Annotated in this window: 18 protein-coding genes; 7 read left to right on the top strand and 11 right to left on the bottom strand. The window is 68.6% G+C overall.

Annotation, left to right across the window (positions count from 1 at the left end; translation table 11 throughout):
* Positions 1-38: 38 nt before the first annotated feature.
* The gene (locus FV560_RS03670; RefSeq protein ID WP_235019909.1) at positions 39-818 is read right to left on the bottom strand and encodes an alpha/beta fold hydrolase; all 780 of its coding nucleotides are present in this window, start codon (positions 816-818) and stop codon (positions 39-41) included.
* A gap of 186 nt (positions 819-1004) precedes the next feature.
* On the opposite strand from FV560_RS03670, the gene FV560_RS03675 reads away from it, so the two are divergent.
* Entirely contained in the window at positions 1005-2483 is a 1479-nt protein-coding gene (locus FV560_RS03675) for a glutamate-cysteine ligase family protein (RefSeq protein ID WP_159620207.1), read from the top strand.
* Between the two features lie 16 nt (positions 2484-2499).
* Here the strand turns inward: FV560_RS03675 and FV560_RS03680 are convergent, their stop codons facing one another.
* The 3 genes from FV560_RS03680 to yicI are packed head-to-tail and all read right to left on the bottom strand — an operon-like array spanning position 2500 to position 6551.
* Entirely contained in the window at positions 2500-2805 is a 306-nt protein-coding gene (locus FV560_RS03680) for a hypothetical protein (RefSeq protein ID WP_159619501.1), read from the bottom strand.
* Positions 2806-2812: 7 nt separating this feature from the next.
* A complete protein-coding gene (locus tag FV560_RS03685; protein WP_159619503.1) occupies positions 2813-4240 on the bottom strand; it encodes a GH1 family beta-glucosidase in 1428 nt (475 codons plus the stop codon).
* Between the two features lie 22 nt (positions 4241-4262).
* Positions 4263-6551: an alpha-xylosidase gene (gene yicI / locus FV560_RS03690; RefSeq protein ID WP_159619505.1), complete on the bottom strand. Its 2289-nt coding sequence runs from the start codon at positions 6549-6551 to the stop codon at positions 4263-4265.
* 176 nt (positions 6552-6727) lie between these two features.
* On the opposite strand from yicI, the gene FV560_RS03695 reads away from it, so the two are divergent.
* The 6 genes from FV560_RS03695 (at position 6728) to FV560_RS03720 (ending at position 14675) form a co-directional block, all read left to right on the top strand.
* Positions 6728-7759 (top strand): LacI family DNA-binding transcriptional regulator, encoded by a 1032-nt coding sequence (locus FV560_RS03695; protein WP_159619507.1) that lies wholly within the window; start codon positions 6728-6730, stop codon positions 7757-7759.
* 224 nt (positions 7760-7983) lie between these two features.
* A complete protein-coding gene (locus FV560_RS03700) occupies positions 7984-9294 on the top strand; it encodes an ABC transporter substrate-binding protein (protein WP_235019910.1) in 1311 nt (436 codons plus the stop codon).
* A gap of 22 nt (positions 9295-9316) precedes the next feature.
* Entirely contained in the window at positions 9317-10261 is a 945-nt protein-coding gene (locus FV560_RS03705) for a carbohydrate ABC transporter permease (RefSeq protein WP_420853345.1), read from the top strand.
* The gene (locus FV560_RS03710; RefSeq protein WP_159619513.1) at positions 10261-11160 is read left to right on the top strand and encodes a carbohydrate ABC transporter permease; all 900 of its coding nucleotides are present in this window, start codon (positions 10261-10263) and stop codon (positions 11158-11160) included. The genes FV560_RS03705 and FV560_RS03710 overlap by 1 nt, the downstream gene beginning before the upstream one ends.
* A 20-nt stretch (positions 11161-11180) precedes the next feature.
* A complete protein-coding gene (locus FV560_RS03715; RefSeq protein WP_159619515.1) occupies positions 11181-13211 on the top strand; it encodes a beta-galactosidase in 2031 nt (676 codons plus the stop codon).
* A 15-nt stretch (positions 13212-13226) separates the two neighbouring features.
* Positions 13227-14675, top strand: coding sequence for a sulfatase family protein (locus FV560_RS03720; RefSeq protein WP_159619517.1), 1449 nt, complete (start codon positions 13227-13229; stop codon positions 14673-14675).
* Here the strand turns inward: FV560_RS03720 and FV560_RS03725 are convergent.
* The 7 genes from FV560_RS03725 to atpA are packed head-to-tail and all read right to left on the bottom strand — an operon-like array spanning position 14672 to position 21373.
* Complete coding sequence (locus tag FV560_RS03725) at positions 14672-15874, bottom strand: N-acetylglucosamine-6-phosphate deacetylase (RefSeq protein WP_159619527.1); 1203 nt, start codon at positions 15872-15874, stop codon at positions 14672-14674. The two genes, FV560_RS03720 and FV560_RS03725, sit on opposite strands and share 4 nt — an antisense overlap.
* 14 nt (positions 15875-15888) lie before the next feature.
* Complete coding sequence (gene nucS / locus FV560_RS03730; RefSeq protein WP_159619529.1) at positions 15889-16581, bottom strand: endonuclease NucS; 693 nt, start codon at positions 16579-16581, stop codon at positions 15889-15891.
* Between the two features lie 39 nt (positions 16582-16620).
* Positions 16621-17034 carry a DUF2550 family protein gene (locus FV560_RS03735; protein WP_159619531.1) on the bottom strand — a complete coding sequence of 138 codons (414 nt, stop codon included), beginning with the start codon at positions 17032-17034 and terminating at the stop codon, positions 16621-16623.
* A 6-nt stretch (positions 17035-17040) separates the two neighbouring features.
* Positions 17041-17322: a F0F1 ATP synthase subunit epsilon gene (locus FV560_RS03740; protein ID WP_235019911.1), complete on the bottom strand. Its 282-nt coding sequence runs from the start codon at positions 17320-17322 to the stop codon at positions 17041-17043.
* A gap of 29 nt (positions 17323-17351) precedes the next feature.
* A complete protein-coding gene (gene atpD / locus FV560_RS03745; protein WP_159619533.1) occupies positions 17352-18815 on the bottom strand; it encodes a F0F1 ATP synthase subunit beta in 1464 nt (487 codons plus the stop codon).
* 30 nt (positions 18816-18845) lie between these two features.
* On the bottom strand, positions 18846-19739 hold the full coding sequence (locus tag FV560_RS03750) for a F0F1 ATP synthase subunit gamma (RefSeq protein ID WP_159619535.1): 894 nt from the start codon (positions 19737-19739) through the stop codon (positions 18846-18848).
* Between the two features lie 2 nt (positions 19740-19741).
* Positions 19742-21373, bottom strand: coding sequence for a F0F1 ATP synthase subunit alpha (atpA, locus tag FV560_RS03755; protein ID WP_159619537.1), 1632 nt, complete (start codon positions 21371-21373; stop codon positions 19742-19744).
* Positions 21374-21387 lie beyond the last annotated feature (14 nt).

Here is a 21387-nt window from a genome sequence, read left to right on the forward strand (position 1 = left end):
AGTGGGTTACAAGTCGGACACATGTGACAACCGTCTCATCATGACGCGGTCGCCCGGTTCGCCAGATCGGCCAGTGCACGAGCCACCGGAGCAGGTTCCTCCACCGCGCTCAGGTGCCCAGCCGCGTGGAGCTCGACCACCGCGGTTCCCAGAGCGCGGGCCATCTGCTCGTGATCGTCGCCGATGGCGATCCCGTCCTCAGCTCCACGCAGGACCAGAGACGGGACCTCCAGCCCGCCCAGTACGGCGAGCCGGTCCGGACGCTCCGCCATCGCCCGTTGCGCCCAGGCGATCCCCGACGGCGGTGCCTGCGCCAGCCAGTCCTGCACCTGGGCACGGGTCACCTCAGGCGCCCCGGGGGCAAGCAGCACGTCGATCATCGGGGCCACCACCGCGGCACCGTCGACGAGGGCAGCATCGGCCATCTCGAGTCGCTTCCGGCGCGCGGGCTCGGGATCGGCCGTGGCCTTGGTGTCGAGCAGGCCCAGGCCGGCGAGTAGCCGCGGGTGCCGTTCGGCGAGCGCAAGCGCCGTATAGCCGCCCATCGAGAGACCAGCCACCACAGCCCGGTCGATGCCTTGGTACGCCAACGTCTCGGCAATGGCATCGGCATAGGCATCCAGTCCGCCCTCGACCGGGGCCGATCCGCCGAACCCGGGGGCGTCGACGGTGAGGACCCCCACCTCGGGCATCGCCTCAAGCATGCCGGCCCACATCGCCGAATCCAGCGGGAAGGCGTGCAGCAGCACCAGCGGAATATCGACCACCGGACCATGAGCAGTGACGGAGAGCATGACGATCCCTTCCTTCGGCGTCATCGGAGCTTCGACCGTAGCCAGTGCCGCGACCGCAGCGACACCCACGCAGCGGATCAGCGCACCATGGTGCACAGCTCGACGTATTCGTGTCGATCCCGTCAGGCGAGCACGGCGAACCGGTAGCGGCGCGGCTCCGGCAATGATGTGATGTGGGGATTCGCGCTCGCCGACCTTGAGGAGCTCGTGATGGGCGAGGACATCACCACACCGTCGTTCTCACGGGAGCACCGCCAGCGCTACCGGGAGAAGGTGCGCCGGTGCCTGGACGTGTTCGAGGAGATGCTCAGCACGCATCACTTCGAACATGCCCCGTCCCGCACCGGGCTGGAGATCGAGCTCAACCTGGTCGACTCCGACCACCAGCCGACGATGAAGAACGCCGAGGTGCTCACCGAGATCGCCGACCCCGCGTTCCAGACCGAGCTCGGCCGTTACAACATCGAGTTGAACGTCCCACCCGCCGAGCTGCCCGGCTATGCCGTGCTCGAGCTGGAGGAGAAGTTGCGCCAGGACCTCAACCATGCCGAGGAGCGCGCGAGCAGGCACGGCGCGGCGATCGCGATGATCGGGATCTTGCCCACCCTGCGGCCCGAGCACCTCACGGGCGACTGGATGAGTCCCAACCCCCGGTACCAGGCACTCGAGGACGCCGTCTTCGCGGCGCGCCGGGAGGATCTCGATCTCGACATCACCGGCGCCGAACCCCTGCGCATGACCACCGGAACGATCGCGCCGGAATCGGCGTGCACCTCGGTCCAGCTGCACCTGCAGGTCTCCCCCACCGACTTCGCCGCGCACTGGAACGCTGCCCAGCTGCTTGCCGGTCCGCAACTGGCCCTGGGGGCGAACTCGCCGTATCTCTTCGGTCACCAGCTGTGGGCCGAAACCCGGACCGAGCTGTTCCTGCAGGCCACCGACACCCGTTCTCCGGAGCTGCGCAACCAGGGAGTGCGCCCGCCGGTGTACTTCGGCGACGGCTGGATCACCTCGATCTTCGACCTGTTCGAGGAGAACGTGCAGTACTTCCCGGCACTGCTTCCCGAGTGCACCGACGAGGATCCCGAGGCCGAGCTCGCCGCCGGTCGCACTCCGCAGCTGGGCGAACTGCGGCTGCACAACGGCACCGTGTACCGCTGGAACCGCCCGATCTACGACGTCGTGGACGGCGAACCACACCTGCGCGTGGAGAACCGGGTACTCCCGGCCGGGCCGACCGTGGTGGACACACTCGCCAACGCGGCCTTCTACTACGGGGCATTGGAGATGCTCGCGCAGGACGAACGCCCGGCTTGGACCCGGATCTCCTTCGCCGCGGCGCACAGCAACTTCACTGCCGGCGCACGTGAGGGCGTCGAGGCGAAGTTCTACTGGCCCGGCTACGGCGACGTCCCCTGGGACGAGCTGGTGCTGCGCCATCTGCTGCCACTGGCGGCCGAGGGCCTGGCGCGACGGGGGGTCGCTGCGGCCGTGGTGGACCGCTACCTGCCGATCATCGAGGCGCGCTGCAAGTGGCGCCGCAACGGCGCCTGGTGGCAGACCGAGACGGTGAAGGCCCTGGAACGCAGCGGCCTGGACCGCCCGGCCGCGCTCGCGGAGATGCTCCGGTTGTACCTGACCGGTATGCATGCGAACGAACCGGTGCATACCTGGCAGATCCCCGCCTGAGGGATCACCTCACCCGTCAACGAGGACCGCGGCGCCCACGCGCCTGCCAGCACCCGCGGTGCCAGTGACGGCGCTCGGCCAGTGCGGCCTCGGCACCGAACAGATGATCCTCACCCCAGGCGACCACGTGCGCGGTACCGGGAGCGATCTCCTGCAGACACCCCGGGCACCGGTAGATCTTCTCCGATCCCGCCACGTTGCGGACGTTCCAGCGCCGTCCATCGCTGCTGGACTCCACCCGGGGCCGGCCGCGCAGCACGGCGTCGACGTCGAGCTCAGGGTGTGGCTCGGCGTAGCGACGCTTGCGGGACCGGCGGGCCATCGCTCCATCACATCACAGGAGCCGGGGCCTCGGCAGCGGGCAGCACCCCCGTGCGCACGAGCTCGGCGTACCAGCGAGCCGAGTCCTTCGGGGTGCGCTTCTGAGTGTCGTAGTCCACCCGGACGATCCCGAACCGGCGCTCGTAGCCGTAGGCCCACTCGAAGTTGTCGAACAGCGACCACACGAAGTACCCGCGCACGTCCGCACCGGCCTCCCGTGCCCGCCGGACGGCGTCGATGTGACCGTACAGGTAGCCGATGCGGTCGGTGTCGTGCACGATCCCGTCGGCGCCCGCCTGATCATCGAAGGCGGCGCCGTTCTCGGTGACCATCAGCGGCACCCCGTACTCACGGTCCAACCGCAGCAGCAGCTCCACCAGCCCATCCGGGTCGATGTTCCAGCCCATCGCGGTGTGCGGCCCGGGCACCGGTGGCAGCTCCACATCGTCAGCGCCGACCCACGGGCTGTGCGCGGAGTCGCCGTGCGTCGTGGAGGTCTCCCGATCGCCGCCCGAGTCGGCAGCGTATGCCCGGGCGATACCCGTGCAGTAGTAGTTCACCCCGAGCACGTCGACCGGCTGATGGATGAGGGCTGTGTCGCCCTCACGCACGAAGGAGAAATCGGTGAGGTGGGCGACGTCCTCGATCAGGTCCTGCGGGTACTTTCCTCGCAGCATCGGGTCGAGGAAGATCCGATTCCCGACGGCGTCCACTCGCCTCACGGCGTCCACGTCACCCGGGTCGTCGGGGTCCGCCGGGCGGTTGACGTGGGTGTTGAGGGTGACTGCGACCTTCGCATCCGGACCCAGTTCACCGCGGATGGCGCTGGTCGCCAGTCCGTGCGCCAGGTTCAGGTGGTGAGCGGCCTGCAGGGCAGCGACCGGGTCGGTGATCCCCGGGGCGTGCACCCCCGAGGCGTAGCCGAGGAAGGCGGTGCACCAGGGTTCGTTCAGCGTGGTCCACAGATCCACCCGGTCGCCGAGCTCACGGGCCATGAGGCGGGCGTACTCGGCGAAGGCATAGGCGGTCTCGCGGTCGGTCCAGCCGCCGGTCTCCTGCAGTTCGGCCGGCAGGTCCCAGTGGTAGAGCGTGACGACCGGCGTGATTGCGTACCGGCGGAGCGTGTCCACGAGATCGGAGTAGAAGGCGACGCCGGCGGCGTTGAGGGGTCCGCGGCCGCCGGGCTGGACCCGGGGCCAGGAGATCGAGAAGCGGTAGGCGCCCAGGCCGAGTTCGGCCATCAGGGCGACGTCCTCACGCATCCGGTGGTAGTGGTCGATCGCCACGTCACCGGTGTCGCCGTTGAGCGTCTTCCCCGGGGTGTGGGAGAAGACGTCCCAGATCGAGGGGCCGCGGCCACCCTCGGAGGCGGCGCCTTCCACCTGGTAGGCGGCCGTGGCCGAGCCCCAGACGAAATCGGGTCCGAATGCAGTCATGGTTGCTCCTCCAACACAGGCATCAGTCGGTGATCGTGACGGTCACGGTGCTTCCGGAAGGCTCGTACCGCCGTCCTCGATGGACCAGCGCCCAGCCAGGCGCTTGGCCGCGCACCAGCGTGGCCTCCAACCGGTCGCCGGACCGGCGAACGGACACCTCCGCAGCGCACGCGACGCCGTCGGGGGTGGGAACCTGCACGGCCACCTCGGCACCGTCGGCCAGCTCGAAGGCATGCAACTCGACACCCTCAGCGTAGGGGTAGTCCGGGCGATCCGTACGGGAGCCGAAGGCGATCACACTGCCTGGGCGCGCCAGCAGCGGGACCGAGTCGAAGCCGTGCCGCTCACGCAGCCACCGGCCACCGGCCACGCGCTCTCCGGTCAGCACCTGCGTCCACGTGCCCTCGGGCAGGTAGTACTCCACCTCGCGGGAGTCGAACACCGGAGCCACGAGAAGATCACCGCCCAGCATGTACTGGGTGTCAGCAGCGGACACGGACCTGTCAGCAGGGAAATCCATCACCATCGGGCGCATCACCGGCGCACCCTCGGTCGAGGCGATCTGCCCGGCGCGGGCGAGGTAGGGCATCAGCCGGTGTTTGAGGTGGGTGAAGTGACGGGTGACCTCCACCGACTCCTCGTCGAACGCCCACGGCACCCGGTAGGAGCTGGAGCCGTGCAGGCGACTGTGCGAGGAGAGCAGGCCGAAGGCAACCCAGCGCTTGAAGACCGCCGGATCGGGGGTGCCCTCGAAGCCACCGATGTCATGGCTCCAGAAGCCGAATCCGGAGGCCGCCAGGGAGAGCCCGCCACGCAGCGATTCGGCCATCGCGGGAAAAGTGGACTCGCAGTCGCCACCCCAGTGCACCGGGAACTGCTGGCCACCGGCGGTGGCGGAGCGAGCGAACAGCACTGCCTCGCCCCGACCCCGCTCGGCCTCCAGCACCTCGAAGACGCACTGGTTGTACAGCTGGGCGTAGTAGTTGTGCATCCGCTGCGGATCCGACCCGTCATGCCAGCGGACGTCGGTGGGGATGCGCTCGCCGAAGTCGGTCTTGAACGCGTCGACCCCTTGGCGCAGCAGTGTGCGCAGATGCTCCTGGTACCAGGCCCAGGCGTCGGGGTTGGTGAAGTCCACCAGCGCCATCCCGGCCTGCCACATGTCCCACTGCCAGAGGTCCCCCTCGGCGGTGGTCACCAGGTAGCCCTTCTCGGCTCCCTCGGCGAACAGGCGCGAGCGCTGAGCGATATAGGGGTTGATCCACACGCACACCTTCAGGCCGCGCTCGTGCAGCCGGCGCAGCATCCCGTCGGGGTCGGCGAAGGTGGCCGGATCCCACACGAAGTCGGTCCAGTGGAACTGCCGCATCCAGAAGCAGTCGAAGTGGAAGACCGACAGCGGCAGGTCACGCTCGGCCATCCCGTCGATGAAGGAGGTGACGGTGGCTTCGTCGTAGTCGGTGGTGAAGGAGGTGGACAGCCACAGTCCGTAGGACCACGTCGGCACCTGCGCCGGGCGGCCCGTCAGGGCGGTGTAGCGGCGCAGTACCTCCTTCGGATCCGGTCCGTCGATCACGTAGTACTGCAGGTACTGGCCGGCGACCGAGAACTGGGTGCGCGAGGCCACCTCGGAGGCGATCTCGTAGGAGACCCGCTCAGGGTGGTCGACGAAGACGCCGTACCCGCGATCGGAGAGGTGAAAGGGCACGTTCTTGTACGCCTGCTCCGAGGAGGTGCCGCCATCGGCGTTCCAGACGTCGATGCTCTGGCCGTTCTTGACCAGGGGCCCGAAGCGCTCTCCGAGCCCGTACAGGTGCTCGCCGATCGCCAGGTCGTGCTGCTCACGCACGTAGGGCCCGTCCGGGGCTTCGATGATCGCCGTTCCCCCGGCACTCGCTGTGGTCAGAATCGATCCGTCGCCGCGGACCAGCTCCAGCCACCAGGGGCCCGCGGTCGCCACCCGGGCCGTGAGACCGCCCGTGGTCAACGTGGCCGAGCCCGTCGAGCCCGTCGAGCCGTCCGTGGGGACATCGGTATGCACCGGAACCCTCTCGGTGGCCAGGGCGAACCGGGGGGTGCGTGGGCGACGGCCCGCGAAGTGCTCGATCCGCACTCCGACCACGCCCTCGGCCGGAGAGTCGATCCGGATGGTGATCATCGGGCGGTTCAGTGTGTCTCCGCGATGCCGCAACGGCGCCGTGGCCGCGTGCACGAGGAGGTGGTCGCCGCCGTCCTCGACGCTCTCGACCTCCCGGGGGCGCAGGATCTGCACTCCCTCGCGTGCCAGCCAGTAGCCGTCGGTGAACTTCATGCTCGTCTCCTCGCGGGCGATGCCCCGGACATGCTGCTCGGCATGCGAGCAGCCAGGCTTCGGTGAAGCGGTGTCGACCCACGGCGTCATCGATTTGTCGAAGCGCTTCAACACGGTACCGTCGGCACTGTACGGGGCATCCGGGTCCCGGTGCAACGTGACGGAAGGATCTCCCCGTGGCCACGATCGACGATGTCGCCCGCCGCGCCGGCGTCGCGGCGTCGACCGTCTCCTACGTCCTCTCGGGGAAGCGATCCATCTCCCCCACCACCCGCAGCCGGGTGGAAGCGGCGATCGCCGAGCTCGGCTACCACCCGCACGCCGGGGCGCGGGCGCTGGCCTCTGCCCGGACGAACGTTCTCGCTCTGATGGTGCCGCTCCCGATGGCCCCGGGCACCTCCACCCTGCGTCCGGACGTCGACGTCAATGTGCTGATGCAGTTCGTGGCCGGCATCGCGCCGCGCGCCCGCTCCCAGGGGTATGACGTGCTGCTGGTGACCGATGACGATCCCAGCGCCGCGGAACGGGTGTGGGCGGGCTCGACTGCCGACGCCATCATCGCCATGAGCGTCCAGGCCGACGACCCCCGCACCGAGGCGCTCGCCCGCGCGAAGATGCCGGCGATCCTCATCGGGCTGCCGGAGGACCCGCACGGCCTGAGCTGCGTCGACTTCGACTTCGAGAACGCCGGCCGCCTCGCAGTGCGGCACCTGGCAGGTCAGGGTCACCGGCACATCGTCATGGTCGGGCCGCCGGCCACCACCTTCGAACGCCGAATGTCCTTCGCCGAGCGCATCGTGCGCGGGATGAGCGAGACGTCCGCGTCGGCCGGAGTCGAGTTCAGCGTGGTGCCCACCGCTGCCCGGCGCGATGCTGTCGCCGAGTCGCTCGCCCCGGTGCTCGACCGCGAGGACCGTCCGACGGCGCTTGTCGTCCACCACGAGGCAGCACTGCCAAGCGTGCTCGATGTACTACGCGACCGCGACTGGCGCATCCCCGGCGACATCTCGGTCGTGGCAGTCGCCCCGCCGAGCATCGCAGAACAGCAGGCGGCCCCACTGAGCTCGATCGAGGTCCCGGCCCAGGCCATCGGCGCCACGGCCGTCGACATGGCTATGGCGGCGATGCGCGGCGAGGGGACGTCGGAGACGCGGCTGGTGCGGGCGAGCCTGACCAATCGCGGGAGCACCGCCTCACCATCCTCCTGAGCCGCTGGTCACCGGTTGGCGTCAACAAGCGCTTCGACGACGTCGAGTGTGGTCGACGCCGGATGGTTCATCGCCTCCTGGTGTGAGGCCGTCGCGAATCACCGATGATCACTACCCTTTGACAGACTCGCGAGGACGGGTCATCATCGAGACATTGTGTCGAAGCGCTTCAACTGGTGATGACGAGATCGCCCGCTTCGTTGACGTCGAAGGAGATGCGACAGATGCGTAGAAGAATCCTGGCCGTGGCCGCCCTTTCGGTGGCCGGACTCACCCTGGCCGCCTGCTCGTCGGATGGAGCCGAGGGCGCCGAAGAGGACCAGAGCACACCGGACGGACCGATCACGCTCGACTACTGGGCGTGGGGTACGGCTCAGCAGCCGATGGTCGAGGCGTGGAACGAGGCCCACCCGGACGTCCAGGTGGTGCACACCGACGCCGGCGGCGGAGGCGACTCCTCCGCCAAGCTGGTGACGGCGACCCGGGCTGAGAACGCTCCGGACGTGGCGATCGTGGAGTACAACACCCTCCCCGCGATGATCGTGGCCGGTGTGGCTGCCGACATCAGCGAGTACACCGGCGACCTGGAGAACGAGTACGCACCGGGAGTGTGGAGTCAGGCCACCTTCGATGGCGCCAGCTACGGAGTGCCGCAGGATGCCGGGCCGATGGCCCTGACCTACAACCAGGCGCGGTTCGACGAGCTCGGCGTCGAGGTACCCACGACGTGGGCAGAGTTCGCCGAGGCAGCCGAGGCCGTCCGCGAGGCCGACCCGGACACCTACATCACCACCTTCGCCCCCGCCGAGTTCGGAGGATTCGCCGGCCTCGCCCAGCAGGCGGGCGCCGAGTGGTGGACCGTCGAGGGTGACACCTGGACCGTCGGCATCGACAGCGACGCCTCGCTCGAGGTCGCCGACTACTGGCAGGACCTCATCGACCGCGACCTCGTCCTCGCCGAGCCGCTGCTGACCCCGGAATGGAACGCCGCCCTCAACGCCGGTGAGATCCTCTCCTGGCCCGCAGGCCTGTGGGCAGCCGGTGTGCTGAACGGTATCGCCGAGCCGATGGCCGGAGACTGGGCGATGGCCCCGTTGCCCCAGTGGGAGGAGGGCAACCCCTCCGTCGCCTTCCAAGGAGGCTCCGCCGTCGTGGTGACCACCTCGGCCGAGTATCCCGAGATCGCAGCCGAGTTCGCCGCCTGGATGGGCGCCTCCGACGAGGCCGCAGCCATCCAGATCGAACAGGGCCAGTACCCGGCTTCGCTGGCCGGCCAGGAGCTGACGCTGGAGTCCGATCCGCCGTTGCTGATGCCGCAGCAGGAGGACTACTGGGCCGTCGCCGCCGAGATCGCGGCCAACACGGTGCCCGAGATCAGCTGGGGACCGAATGTGAACGTCGCCTCCAGCGCCTTCCAGGACGCCATGTCGGCCGCTGTCCAGAACGGCACCCCGCTGCGGGAAGCCCTGGCCACGACCCACGAGGCCGTGGTGGAGGACATGGAAACGGCCGGATTCACGGTCGCGACGGACTGAGCCGGCGGCCACGAGAGGGCAGATGATGAGTGCCGAGATCGCAGCGGCGCCACCGGACCGGGCCCGCCGCCGGCCACGGTCACGGTGGGTCGCACCGTATACCTTCCTGCTGCCGGCAGGGATCCTGTTCATCGCCTTCCTGGCGATCCCGATGGTGTATGCCCTGTACCTGAGCTTCCGCGGGCTGCGGGTGACCGGCGACGGTCCGTTCGGGGTCCAGGAGGAGACCTGGGTCGGGCTGTCGAACTACGTCGCGACCTTCACCGATCCGGAGTTCCTCGCCGGGTTCGGGCGGTTGGCGATCTACGGCGCCATCGCCGTGCCGGTCACCCTGGGGCTGGCACTGACCTTCGCGCTGCTGCTCGATCTGCCCCGGGTGCGCGGGGCGCGCTTCGCGCGGACAGCGATCTTCATCCCGTATGCGGTGCCCGGAGTGATCGCCTCACTGTTGTGGGGCTTCCTCTACCTGCCCTCGACGAGCCCGGCCAACTGGCTGCTGGGGCAGCTCGGATTGCCTGAGCTGACGGTGCTGGACGGAGGCATCCTCTTCGGTTCCGTCGCGAATATCGCGATCTGGAGCGGGGTCGGGTTCAACATGATCATCATCTACACCTCGCTGCGCGGTATCCCTGGCGACGTGTACGAGGCTGCGCGCATCGACGGCGCCTCGGAGTGGGACATCGCCTACCGGATCAAGATCCCGCTGGTGGGCCCGGCGCTCGTGCTCACCGGGCTGTTCGCCCTCATCGGCACGTTGCAGGTGTACGGGGAGCCGACCACGCTGCGGCCCATGACCAATGCCATCTCCCAGACCTGGGTGCCGTTGATGAAGATCTATCGCGACGCCTTCGTCCGCGATGACCTGTCTCTCGCCGCGGCCTCCTCCGTGGTCCTGGCCCTGGGCACCCTCGTGCTCTCGGTGCTGCTGCTGCGGATCACCCAGAAGCGAACCTTCGGAGAGTCCTGATGGCCACCAGCACCGTCTCCCCCCTCACGCGCCCCCTCCCGACGGCGGCAGCTCGCCTCGGCCCGCCCGCTCGCCCGCGGCGCATCTGGCCCAGCCTGGTCCTGCTGATCGGCGCCCTGTACTGCCTGGTCCCGGTCGCCTGGGTGGTCATCGCCTCCACCAAGTCCAACTCCGAGCTGTTCACCACCTTCACCTTCGCTCCCGGTTCCGGGCTGCTGGACAACCTGCGGGACTTGTTCAGCTACGGCGGCGGGCAGTTCGCCCAGTGGGCACTGAACAGCCTGATCTTCGCCGGCTTCGGTTCGGTGGCGTGCACGCTGATCTCCACGATGGCCGGATTCGCCCTGGCCAAGTACACCTTCCCGGGGCGCCAGATCGTCTTCTACGCCATCCTCGGTGGGGTGCTGCTGCCCGGTATCACGCTCGCGATCCCGCAGTATCTGCTGATGTCCGAGATCGGCCTGGCCGGCTCGTACTGGTCGGTGCTGCTGCCCTCGTTGATCTCACCCTTCGGCATCTACCTGGCCCGGGTCTATGCCGGCGCGGCCGTACCGAGCGAGACCATGGAGGCCGCCCGCATCGATGGCGCCGGTGACGCACGCGTATTCAGCGCGATCGCACTGCCGATGCTGGTGCCCGGGATGGTGACGATCTTCCTGCTGCAGTTCGTCAGCATCTGGAACAACTTCCTGCTGCCGTTCATCATGCTCTCCGACGAGCGCATGTACCCGCTGACCGTCGGGCTCTACACCCTGCTGTCGAAGGGGTCCGGCACGCCATCCCTGTACAGCCTGGCGATCATCGGTGCGGCGGTGGCGATCATCCCGCTCGTGGTGATGATGCTGGTATTGCAGCGCTACTGGCGGCTGGACCTGATCAGCGGCGGCCTCAAGGGCTGACAAGACTTCAAGGAGCACCCATGACCGACATCCTCACCGGCGCCAGCGGATTCCTGTTCGGCGGCGACTACAACCCCGAGCAGTGGCCCCGCGAGGTCTGGGCGCAGGACATGCAGCTCATGCAGCGTGCCGGGGTGAACACCGCCACGATCGGGGTGTTCTCCTGGGCGCTGCTCGAACCCCGCGAGGGTGAGTACGACACCGCCTGGCTGGACGAGGTCATCGACTCCCTCGATGCGGCCGGTGTCTCGTTCTTCCTCGCCACCCCGACGGCGTCCCCTCCCCCGTGGCTGACCCGCGCCCACCCGGACGCGCTGCCGGTGCGCCCCGACGGCACCCGCGTGTTGCACGGCTCGCGCGACACCTATGCCATCAGCTCCCCCGCCTACCGGGAGGCCGCCCGCCGGATGGCGCGGATGCTCGCCGAGCGGTACGGCGCCCATCCCCGACTGCGCGGCTGGCACGTGCACAACGAGTACGGCACGATCGACCACGGCCCGCACGCGGCAGCGGCGTTCCGGCGGTGGCTACAGTCGCGGTACGGCACCCTGGAGGCTCTGAACGAGGCCTGGTACACGGCCTTCTGGTCCCAGCACTACGGCGACTGGGAGGACATTCTGCCGCCGATGCAGACCCAGTACCTGCACAACCCGGCCCAGGTGGTGGACTTCAAGCGGTTCTGCTCCGACGAGATGCTCGCCGCCTACTCCGAGCAAGTGGCCGAGATCCGGGCGGCCGGATCGGCAGCTCCGGTGACGACCAACTTCATGCTGCCCACCTGGAACCACCTCGACCAGTGGAACTGGGCCGATCAGCAGGATCTGGTTTCCATCGACCACTACCTCGACACCCCCGGCCCCGACGGCGAGACCCACGTGGCCTACGCCGGCGACCTCACGAGGTCGTGGGCCGGCGGGCCGTGGTTGCTGATGGAGCAGAATGCCGCCGGCATCCGTGTCGATGACAGAACCTTCGTCAAGGATCCGGACCGGATGATCCGCCACTCCCTCGGGTACATCGCGCGCGGGTCGCAAGGCTCGCTGTTCTTCCAGTGGCGTGCCTCGGCGGCCGGTGCCGAGTCCTGGCATGGCGCGCTGGTGCCACACGTGGGGCCGGAGAGTCGAGGATTCGAGGCCACGGTGGCTCTCGGGGGCATGCTCGAGCGGATCTCCGAGGTGGCCGAGCCACCTGCTGAGGGGCCACTGGTCGAGGCCGAGGTCGGCATCGTCTGGGATGCGGGCGGCTGGTGGTCGCTGGAGACCCCGCACCTGCCGAACGAAGCGCTCGACTACTCCGCCGAGGTCCGCGCCACCCACCGCTCGCTCTGGCGGGCCGGGATCGCCGCAGACTTCGTCCGGCCGGGTGCCGACGCCTCCCGGTACCGGGTACTGGCGGTCCCGAGCCTGTTCGCCATGGATGACGCGACCGTGACGTGGCTGCGCACCTACGTCGAGGCGGGCGGTCACCTGGTGGTCGGCCACTTCAGCGGGGTCGCCGACGAGAACCAGCGGGTCACGCTCGGCGGCTACCCGGGCCGGATCCGGGACCTGCTCGGGGTCCGGGTGGAGGAGATCCGGCCACTCGCACTGGGCGAGACTGCCACGCTCTCGGACGGTTCCACCATCGAGCAGTGGACCGAACGGATGGCGCTGGCCGGCGCGGAGCAACTCGCGGCCTACGCCAGCGGGGACCTGGCAGGCCTGCCTGCGATCGCACGCCACGCCGTCGGGAAGGGCAGTGCCACCTACCTCTCGGCGCGGCTACGACAGGACGCACGCGATGACTTCTGGGCTCGCCTGTGCGCGAGCGAGGGCATCACGCCGGAGGTGCCGGACGCCGTCGGGACCGGCCTGGAGGTGGTGCGACGGCGGGGGGCACGGGCGGACTACCTGTTCTGCCTGCACCACGGCAACCGGGCACTGCGCGTGTCAGGTCCGGGTCATGACCTGCTCACCGAGCAGCCCACGGACGGCGGTATCGTGCTGGAGCCGGGTGAGGTCGCCGTGGTCCGCACGCGCCCGGGCAGCACCTGGCACGTCACCGCTGCCTGATCACGAGGAGAAACCATGCCGTCCGCCAGCCAGGACCGGCCGAACGTCCTGCTGATCCTCTCCGACGACCACGGCTACGGTGACCGCTCCGCCCTCGGCAACGACCCCGCGGTCCGGACCCCGGCGCTGGACAGGCTCGCTGCCGACGGCGTGACCTGTTCGGACGCCTACGTCGCCGCTCCGATCTGCAACCCCTCGCGCGGAGCGATCATCAGTGGCTCCTACCCGGCGCGGTGGGGCTCGACGTGGTTCTCCGACACCCGATTCCCGTACGAGCGCACCACCCTGGCTGAGCGCTTCGGCGAGCTCGGGTACACCTGCGGCTACTTCGGGAAGGTGCACTACGGGCCCGAAGAGCCCGGCGACCGGGCTTGCCCGTCCGAGCACGGCTTCGACGAGTCCTACTACGGTCTTGCGGGCCAGCAGCAGGGGCGCCTGAACTACCTGGTACACAGTGAGGAGGCGGTCGCCGAGTACGGCCCGGAGGCGCAGTGGCGGATGGCGGTCCAGCCGATGCTGCACAACGGCGAGCCGGACGAGTTGGACGGATTCCTCACCGCCGAGATCGGCCGGCGTACCCGGGACTTCATGACATCCGCCGAGGAGCCGTTCTTCGCCATGGTCGCCTTCAACGCCGTGCACAACTTCTGCTGGCAGCTGCCGGCCGAGGAGCTCGAGCGTCGAGGGCTGCCCGCCAAGCCGGACTGGCACGACGCGGACGACATCAGCTACCAGGACTGGTACGACGGCGCGATCGCGCCGAACCTCGAGCACGGGCGCGAGTACTACCTCGCCCAGCTGGAGCTCATGGACGCCGAGATCGGCCTCTTCCTCGACACTCTGCGCGACCAGGGGTTGGACGATAACACCGTCGTGGTCTACCTGACCGACAACGGCGGTTCCACCTGCAACTACGGCGACAACACCCCGCTCAGCGGCACCAAGTACACCCTCGCCGAGGGCGGAGTGCGGGTGCCCTACCTCGTCCGCTGGCCCGGTGGCGGCTGGGATGGTGGACGCATCCAGTCCGGACTCGTCAGTTCGATGGACCTCTACCCTACGCTCCTGGCCGCCGCAGGCTACGTCGTGTCAGGGCTCGATGTCGACGGCACCGATCAGGGGGCGTTGTGGCGCGGTGAGACGGTGGCCGGGCACGAGTCCCTGCACTGGGAGACCGGGTTCCAGTCCGCTGTGCGGGTCGGTGACCTGAAGCTGCGGATCACCCATGGCGACCACCAGGATGCCCGCGGTGTGCTGACGGTCGAGCATGTCGACGTCGGGGACGGGGTGCAGCTGTTCGACCTGACTGCCGACCTCGCGGAGCAGCGCGACCTGCTTGCCGAACGACCCGAGGACGTCCGTCGCCTCTGGCAGCGCCACGCAGCCTGGCTGCACGAGGTGGGGCGGGACGATCTGGCGGAGCAGCACGGCGAGCGGGTGGCTGCGGCCCTCACCCTGGGCTAGGAGACGTCCTGGCCGTCGCGGATCACGCGCTGCACCTGCAGATCGGGATCGGTGACCACGACGTCGGCGCGGTAGCCGGCCCGCAGCGCGCCGTAGGGGGCACTCCCCTGCTGGCCGCGGGAGCGCAACACCTCAGCCGGGGTGAGTGAGGCCGAGCGGACGGCGTCCACCAGGGGCACGCCACCGGCGATGGTGGTCCGGACGACATCGATCAGATGGGCCGTTCCCCCGGCGATCGACCCGCCGTTGACGAGCCGCGCGACGCCGTCGGAGACCTGCACATCGAGACTGCCGAGCACATACTCACCGTCCGCCATTCCGGCCGCGGCCATGGCATCGGTGACCAGGGCGACATTCTCCGGGCCGACGGTGGCGATGATGTCACGCACGAGCTCGGGATCGAGGTGGGCGCCGTCCCCGATCAACTCCAGCACGATCTCGCCGCGGCGGGCAGCGGCGAGCACCACGGGGATGGGACCGGGTTCGCGGTGGTGCAGGGGCCGCATCCCGTTGAAGAGATGGGTCACGGTCGCGCGCCGGCCGGTGCCGTCGAGCCTGTCGACGAGACGCTCGACGGCGGCGCGGGTGTCCGGTGCCGAGGCATCGGTGTGGCCCACGGACGGCAGTGCGCCGGCGACGAGCAGGGCATCGATCGCCTCGTTCGCGCCCGTGACCTCGGGCGCGACGGTCATGGTCGCGAGGTGACCGCGGGCTGCCTCAGCCATCCGCTCCACGAGCGTGGGATCACCGTCGATGAGGTACGCAGGGTCCTGGGCGCCGCACCGGGACGCCGCGAGGAAGGGGCCCTCGGAGTGGATGCCTTCGATCTCCCCGGCGTCAGCGAGCTCGGCGAGCACCGCCACCCGGGCGAGCAGGACTTCCGGGGAGGCGGTGACCAGGGACGCGAGCATGCGGGTCGTGCCGTAGCGGCGGTGCTCTGTCACGGCTCGCATCACCTCAGCCGTATCGGTCACCGCGGGGATGCTCGCTCCCCCGCCGCCGTGGTTATGGACGTCCACCAAGCCCGGTATGACGTATCCCTGTGGACCCTCCGGCAGCTGCGCCAGCTCTTCGGCGATCTGCGTGGGTGCCTGGTCGGCTGACCCCACCCAACTGAGGCGGTCACCCTCCCAGCAGACGACACCGTCGGGGATCTCCTGCTCGGGCGTGACGATACGCCCGCGTACTGCCTGCACCATGGCTGGGCTTCCTCTCAGAACAGGCGGGAGTCGACGTCGTCGATCCCGCGCATCGCGTCGTAGTCCAGCACCAGGCACCGGATGCCTCGGTCGGTCGCCAGCACCCGTGCCTGCGGTTTGATCTCCTGCGCGGCGAACACGCCTTCCACGGGTGCCAGCAACGGGTCCCGGTTCAACAGGTCCAGGTAGCGTGTGAGCTGCTCGACACCGTCGATGTCGCCCCGGCGCTTGATCTCCACCGCGACGTGGCCGCCGTCCCCTCGGGCGAGGATGTCGACCGGTCCGATGGCCGTCGGGTACTCGCGGCGCACGAGTGCGTGACCCTCCCCGAGCAGACCGATCTGCTCGGCGAGCAACGTCTGCAGGTGCGCCTCCACGCCGTCCTTCACCAACCCCGGGTCGACCCCGAGCTCGAAGCTGTGGTCGGCCTGAATCTCGTGCAAGGAGATGATCAGGCGGTCGTCGGACTTCGTGTTCTGGACCGTCCACACCTCATTCACGCCCTGCTCTCGCTGGTCGTCAGTGGGCTCGGACTCCGTCACGGTGCAGGGCGGCGTCATCCAGTTCAACGGCTTGTACGACCCGCCGTCGGAGTGCACCAGCACCGACCCATCCGCCTTGCGCATCAGCACCCGCGGTGCCAACGGCAGATGCGCCGTCAGCCTTCCCGAGTAGTCCACCGAGCATGCCGCGACCACGATCCTCACCTGCTACGACTCCGTTTCCGCTGACCCGACGATGGCTCGTCACACGATACGGGACGTACTGGGGTCCGGGGGTGCGGCCTCCAGCCAGGAGCGCAGGCCGTCGAGTGCGCCGTCTGCGGCCGTGAGGACGAACTCTTCGCCACGGTAGGAGCAGCGTGCCTCACTGATCGGTTCGGGGTGGTCCTGGAGGTGTCGGAGCCGGCGCGCCACGATGTCCAGCTCGCGGCGGCGCCATCGACGCGATGGCCGCAACGACAACGAGACCACCTCGTAGAAGTCGAGGTGGTCTCGTGTGTAGTCGGCGATCCCGGAGATCCAACGCGTTCCCGCGTGCACGGAGCACTCGAAGGAGCCGACGCGGCGGTGCAACGCGTGCAGGCGCCAGAAGAACAGGGCAGCGAGGACGAGGGCAGCGATCATGACCGTGACGACGGCGACGATCACCAACCTCATGCCCGCTCAGTTCTCGACGGTGCCGGCAGGGTCCTCCGACGTGGTGGGGTCGACGACGATCGTCACGTCATCGGAGTCCACCGAGAGGAAGCCACCGCTGATGTCCATGGTGACCGGCTCGCCGCCGGACGGGCGCACCCTCACAGTGCCGGGACGCAGCACCGCCAGCACCGGCTGGTGCCCGGGAAGAATACCCAGGTCACCGTCGGCCGCGGGGGCGCCGACACTCTGCGCCTCGCCCGACCACCAGGTGCGGTCGGCCGAGACCATCTCCACCTTCAGCGGCACGCCGCCTCCTTCGTTCGTCGTCTCGTTTCTCAGTCCTCGTCGCTGAGCTTGGCTGCGTTGCGCTCGAGGTCCTCGAGACCACCGATGTTGAAGAACGCCTGCTCGGGCACGTGGTCGAACTCGCCACCGGCGATCTTGTTGAACGCCTCGATGGTCTCCGACAGCGGGACTGTCGAGCCCTTCACACCCGTGAACTTCTCGGCCATGTAGGTGTTCTGGGACAGGAACTGCTCGATGCGCCGAGCGCGGTTGACCGTGACCTTGTCCTCTTCGGACAGTTCGTCGATACCGAGGATAGCGATGATGTCCTGCAGTTCCTTGTTCTTCTGCAGGATGGCCTTGACCTGGTTCGCCACCCGGTAGTGCTCCTCGCCGACGTACTGCGGGTCGAGGATGCGCGAAGTCGAAGCGAGCGGGTCGATCGCCGGGTACAGACCACGGGAAGCGATCTCGCGGGAGAGCTCAGTGGTCGCGTCCAGGTGCGCGAAGGTCGTCGCCGGCGCCGGGTCGGTGTAGTCGTCGGCGGGCACGTAGATCGCCTGCAGTGACGTGATGGAGTGACCGCGGGTGGAGGTGATGCGCTCCTGCAGCAGACCCATCTCGTCAGCCAGCGTCGGCTGGTAACCCACGGCTGAGGGCATACGGCCCAGCAGCGTGGAGACTTCCTGACCCGCCTGGGTGAAGCGGAAGATGTTGTCGATGAACAGCAGCACGTCCTGCTTCTGCACGTCGCGGAAGTACTCCGCCATCGTCAGCGCGGACAGTGCGACCCGCAGACGCGTGCCCGGCGGCTCGTCCATCTGGCCGAAGACGAGAGCGGTCTTGTCGAAGACTCCCGCCTCGTCCATCTCGTCGATCAGGTCGCCGCCCTCACGAGTGCGCTCACCGACACCGGCGAAGACGGACACACCACCGTGGTCGGCGGCCACGCGGTAGATCATCTCCTGGATGAGCACCGTCTTACCGACACCCGCACCACCGAAGAGACCGATCTTTCCACCCTGCACGTAGGGGGTGAGCAGGTCGATCGACTTGATGCCCGTCTCGAACATCTGGGTCTTGGACTCGAGCTGGTCGAAGGCCGGCGGCTGGCGGTGGATCGGCCAGCGCTCCGTCACCTCGAGGGTCTCACCCTCGGGCAGGTTCAGGGCGTCACCGGTGACATTGAAGACCTTGCCCTTGGTGACGTCACCGACCGGCACCGAGATCGGCGCACCGGTGTCCTGCACCTCACCGCCCCGGACGAGTCCGTCCGTGGGCTTGAGCGCGATGGCGCGCACCATATTGTCACCCAGGTGCTGGGCAACCTCGAGCGTCATGTCGTAGGCGTCCTGACCGGGCAGGTCCACCCGGGTGGTCAGGGCGTTGTACATCTCCGGGATGGCGTCCGGCGGGAACTCGATGTCGAGCACAGGGCCGATGACGCGGGCGATCCGGCCCACGCCCGGCTCGCCAGCGCCGCTGGCCGGTGCCTCGGATGCGGTAGCAGTCATTGCAGTGCGTTCCTTCGTGTGGGTGGGTGCTCAGCTGGCGGCCAGGGCGTCGGAACCCGAGACGATCTCGCTGATCTCCTGGGTGATCTCGGCCTGCCGCGCCTGGTTGGCAAGCCGGGTGTACTTACGGATGATGTCCTCGGCGTTCTTGGTCGCCGTGTTCATCGCGCGCTGCCGTGCGGCCAGCTCGGAGGCGGCCGCCTGCAGCAACGCGTTGAAGAGCCGGCTGCGGATATACCGCGGCAGCAGGGCGTCCAGCACGGCTTCGGGCGAGGGCTCGAACTCGTACAGCGGCAACGGCTTCTCGCCGACCGGGGCAACGCCGTCCACGACCTCCAGCGGCAGCAGGCGAATCACCTGCGGCTCCTGGGAAACCATCGACTTGAACTGCGTGAAGACCACATGCAGCTCGGCGACGCCACCGTCCTCGGCCGGAGCCTGGAAGGCGTCGAGCAAGGTGTTGCCGATCTCCTGGGCCGTCTCCAGCGCCGGGCTGTCCGAGTTACCGGTCCAGCTCTGCACGATCTCGCGGCGCCGGAACTGGTAGAAGCTCACGCCGCGGCGACCGGTCACGTAGAGCGCGACCTCCTTGCCCTCGTCCTCCAGCTGCAGTCGCAGCCGCTCGGCCTCGCGAAGCACGGAGGCGGAGTAGGCACCGGCCTGTCCACGGTCAGCCGTCACGATCAGCACAGCGGCGCGCGTGGTGTCGGTCCGCTCCGTAGTGAGCGGGTGCTGGACGTCGGTGTGGGTGGCCACGGCAGAGACCGCTCGGGTGATGGCCCGCGCGTAGGGGCTCGCCTTGACAGCCCGGTCCCGGGCCTTGCCGATACGGGAGGCGGCAATGAGCTCCATGGCGCGGAACATCTTCTTGAGGGTCTGGGTGGACCTGATCCTCTGCTTGTAGATCCGCTGTTGGGCGCCCATGCTCAGCCCCGCTTCTGCCGGACGATCTGCTCCTGGTCGACGTCCACGTCCTCGGAGTCGTCCACCTCGTCGCCCACCGGGGCGGAGGGTTCGGAACCGAGGAAGGTGTCGCGGAACTTCTCGACAGCGGAACGCAACTCGTCGGCCGTCTCGTCCTCGAACTTGCCGGTGGTACGGATCGCCTCGAGCACGCCGGTGTGGCGACGCACATGGTCGAGCAACTCGCCCTCGAAGCGGCGGACGTCCTTGAGGTCGACGTCGTCGAAGTAGCCGTTGGTGCCGGCCCAGATCGAGACCACCTGGTCCTCGGCATCCATCGGGGTGTACTGCGGCTGCTTGAGCAGCTCCATCAGCCGGGCACCGCGGGTGAGCTGGCGACGTGACGCCGGGTCCAGGTCCGAGGCGAACATCGCGAACGCCTCGAGCGAGCGGTACTGCGCGAGGTCGATCTTCAGCGTTCCGGCCACCTTCTTCATGGCCTTGATCTGAGCGTCACCACCCACACGCGAGACGGAGATACCCACATCCACGGCCGGCCGCTGACCGGCGTTGAACAGATCCGACTGGAGGAAGATCTGCCCGTCGGTGATGGAGATGACGTTCGTCGGGATGTACGCGGAGACGTCGTTCGCCTTCGTCTCGATGATCGGCAGACCCGTCATCGAGCCGGCGCCGAGGTCGTCCGAGAGCTTCGCGCAACGCTCGAGCAGACGGGAGTGCAGGTAGAAGACGTCACCGGGGTAGGCCTCACGCCCCGGCGGGCGTCGCAGCAGCAGCGAGACCGCACGGTAGGCCTCGGCCTGCTTGGACAGATCGTCGAAGACGACCAGGACGTGCTTGCCCTGGTACATCCAGTGCTGACCGATGGCCGAGCCGGTATAGGGGGCGATGTACTTGAAGCCCGCGGCGTCCGACGCCGGAGCGGCCACGATGGTGGTGTACTCCAGCGCACCCGCGTCTTCCAGCGCACCTCGCACGGAGGCGATGGTCGAACCCTTCTGACCGACAGCGACGTAGATGCAGCGGACCTGCTTCTCCGGGTCGCCGCTCTCCCAGTTCGCCTTCTGGTTGATGATCGTGTCGAGAGCGATCGCGGTCTTACCCGTCTGACGGTCACCGATGATCAGCTGACGCTGTCCACGCCCGACCGGGATCATCGCGTCGATGCTCTTCAGGCCGGTCTGGAGCGGCTCGTGCACGCTCTTGCGCTCCATCACGCCGGCGGCCTGGAGCTCGAGTGCGCGACGCCCCTCGGTGGCAACCTCACCGAGGCCGTCGATCGGGTTACCCAGCGGGTCAACCACACGGCCCAGGTAGCCGTCACCGACCGGGACCGAGAGCACTTCGCCGGTACGGCGCACGCTCTGGCCCTGCTCGATGCCGCTGAACTCACCCAGCACCACCACACCGATGGAGCGCACGTCGAGGTTCAGGGCCAGGCCCAGTGTGCCGTCCTCGAAGGTGAGCAGCTCATTCGCCATCACGCCGGGCAGACCTTCGACCTCCGCGATACCGTCGGCCGCCAGGGTGACGGTGCCGACCTCCTCGGCCGCGCTCGCGGACGGCTCGTAGGAGTTCACGAAGCTGTCCAGCGCAGCCCGGATCTCCTCGGGCTTGATCGTCAGTTCAGCCATCTTGTGCGTCCTTC

This window comes from Ruania rhizosphaerae (assembly GCF_009805705.1).
Classification (GTDB): domain Bacteria; phylum Actinomycetota; class Actinomycetes; order Actinomycetales; family Beutenbergiaceae; genus Ruania; species Ruania rhizosphaerae.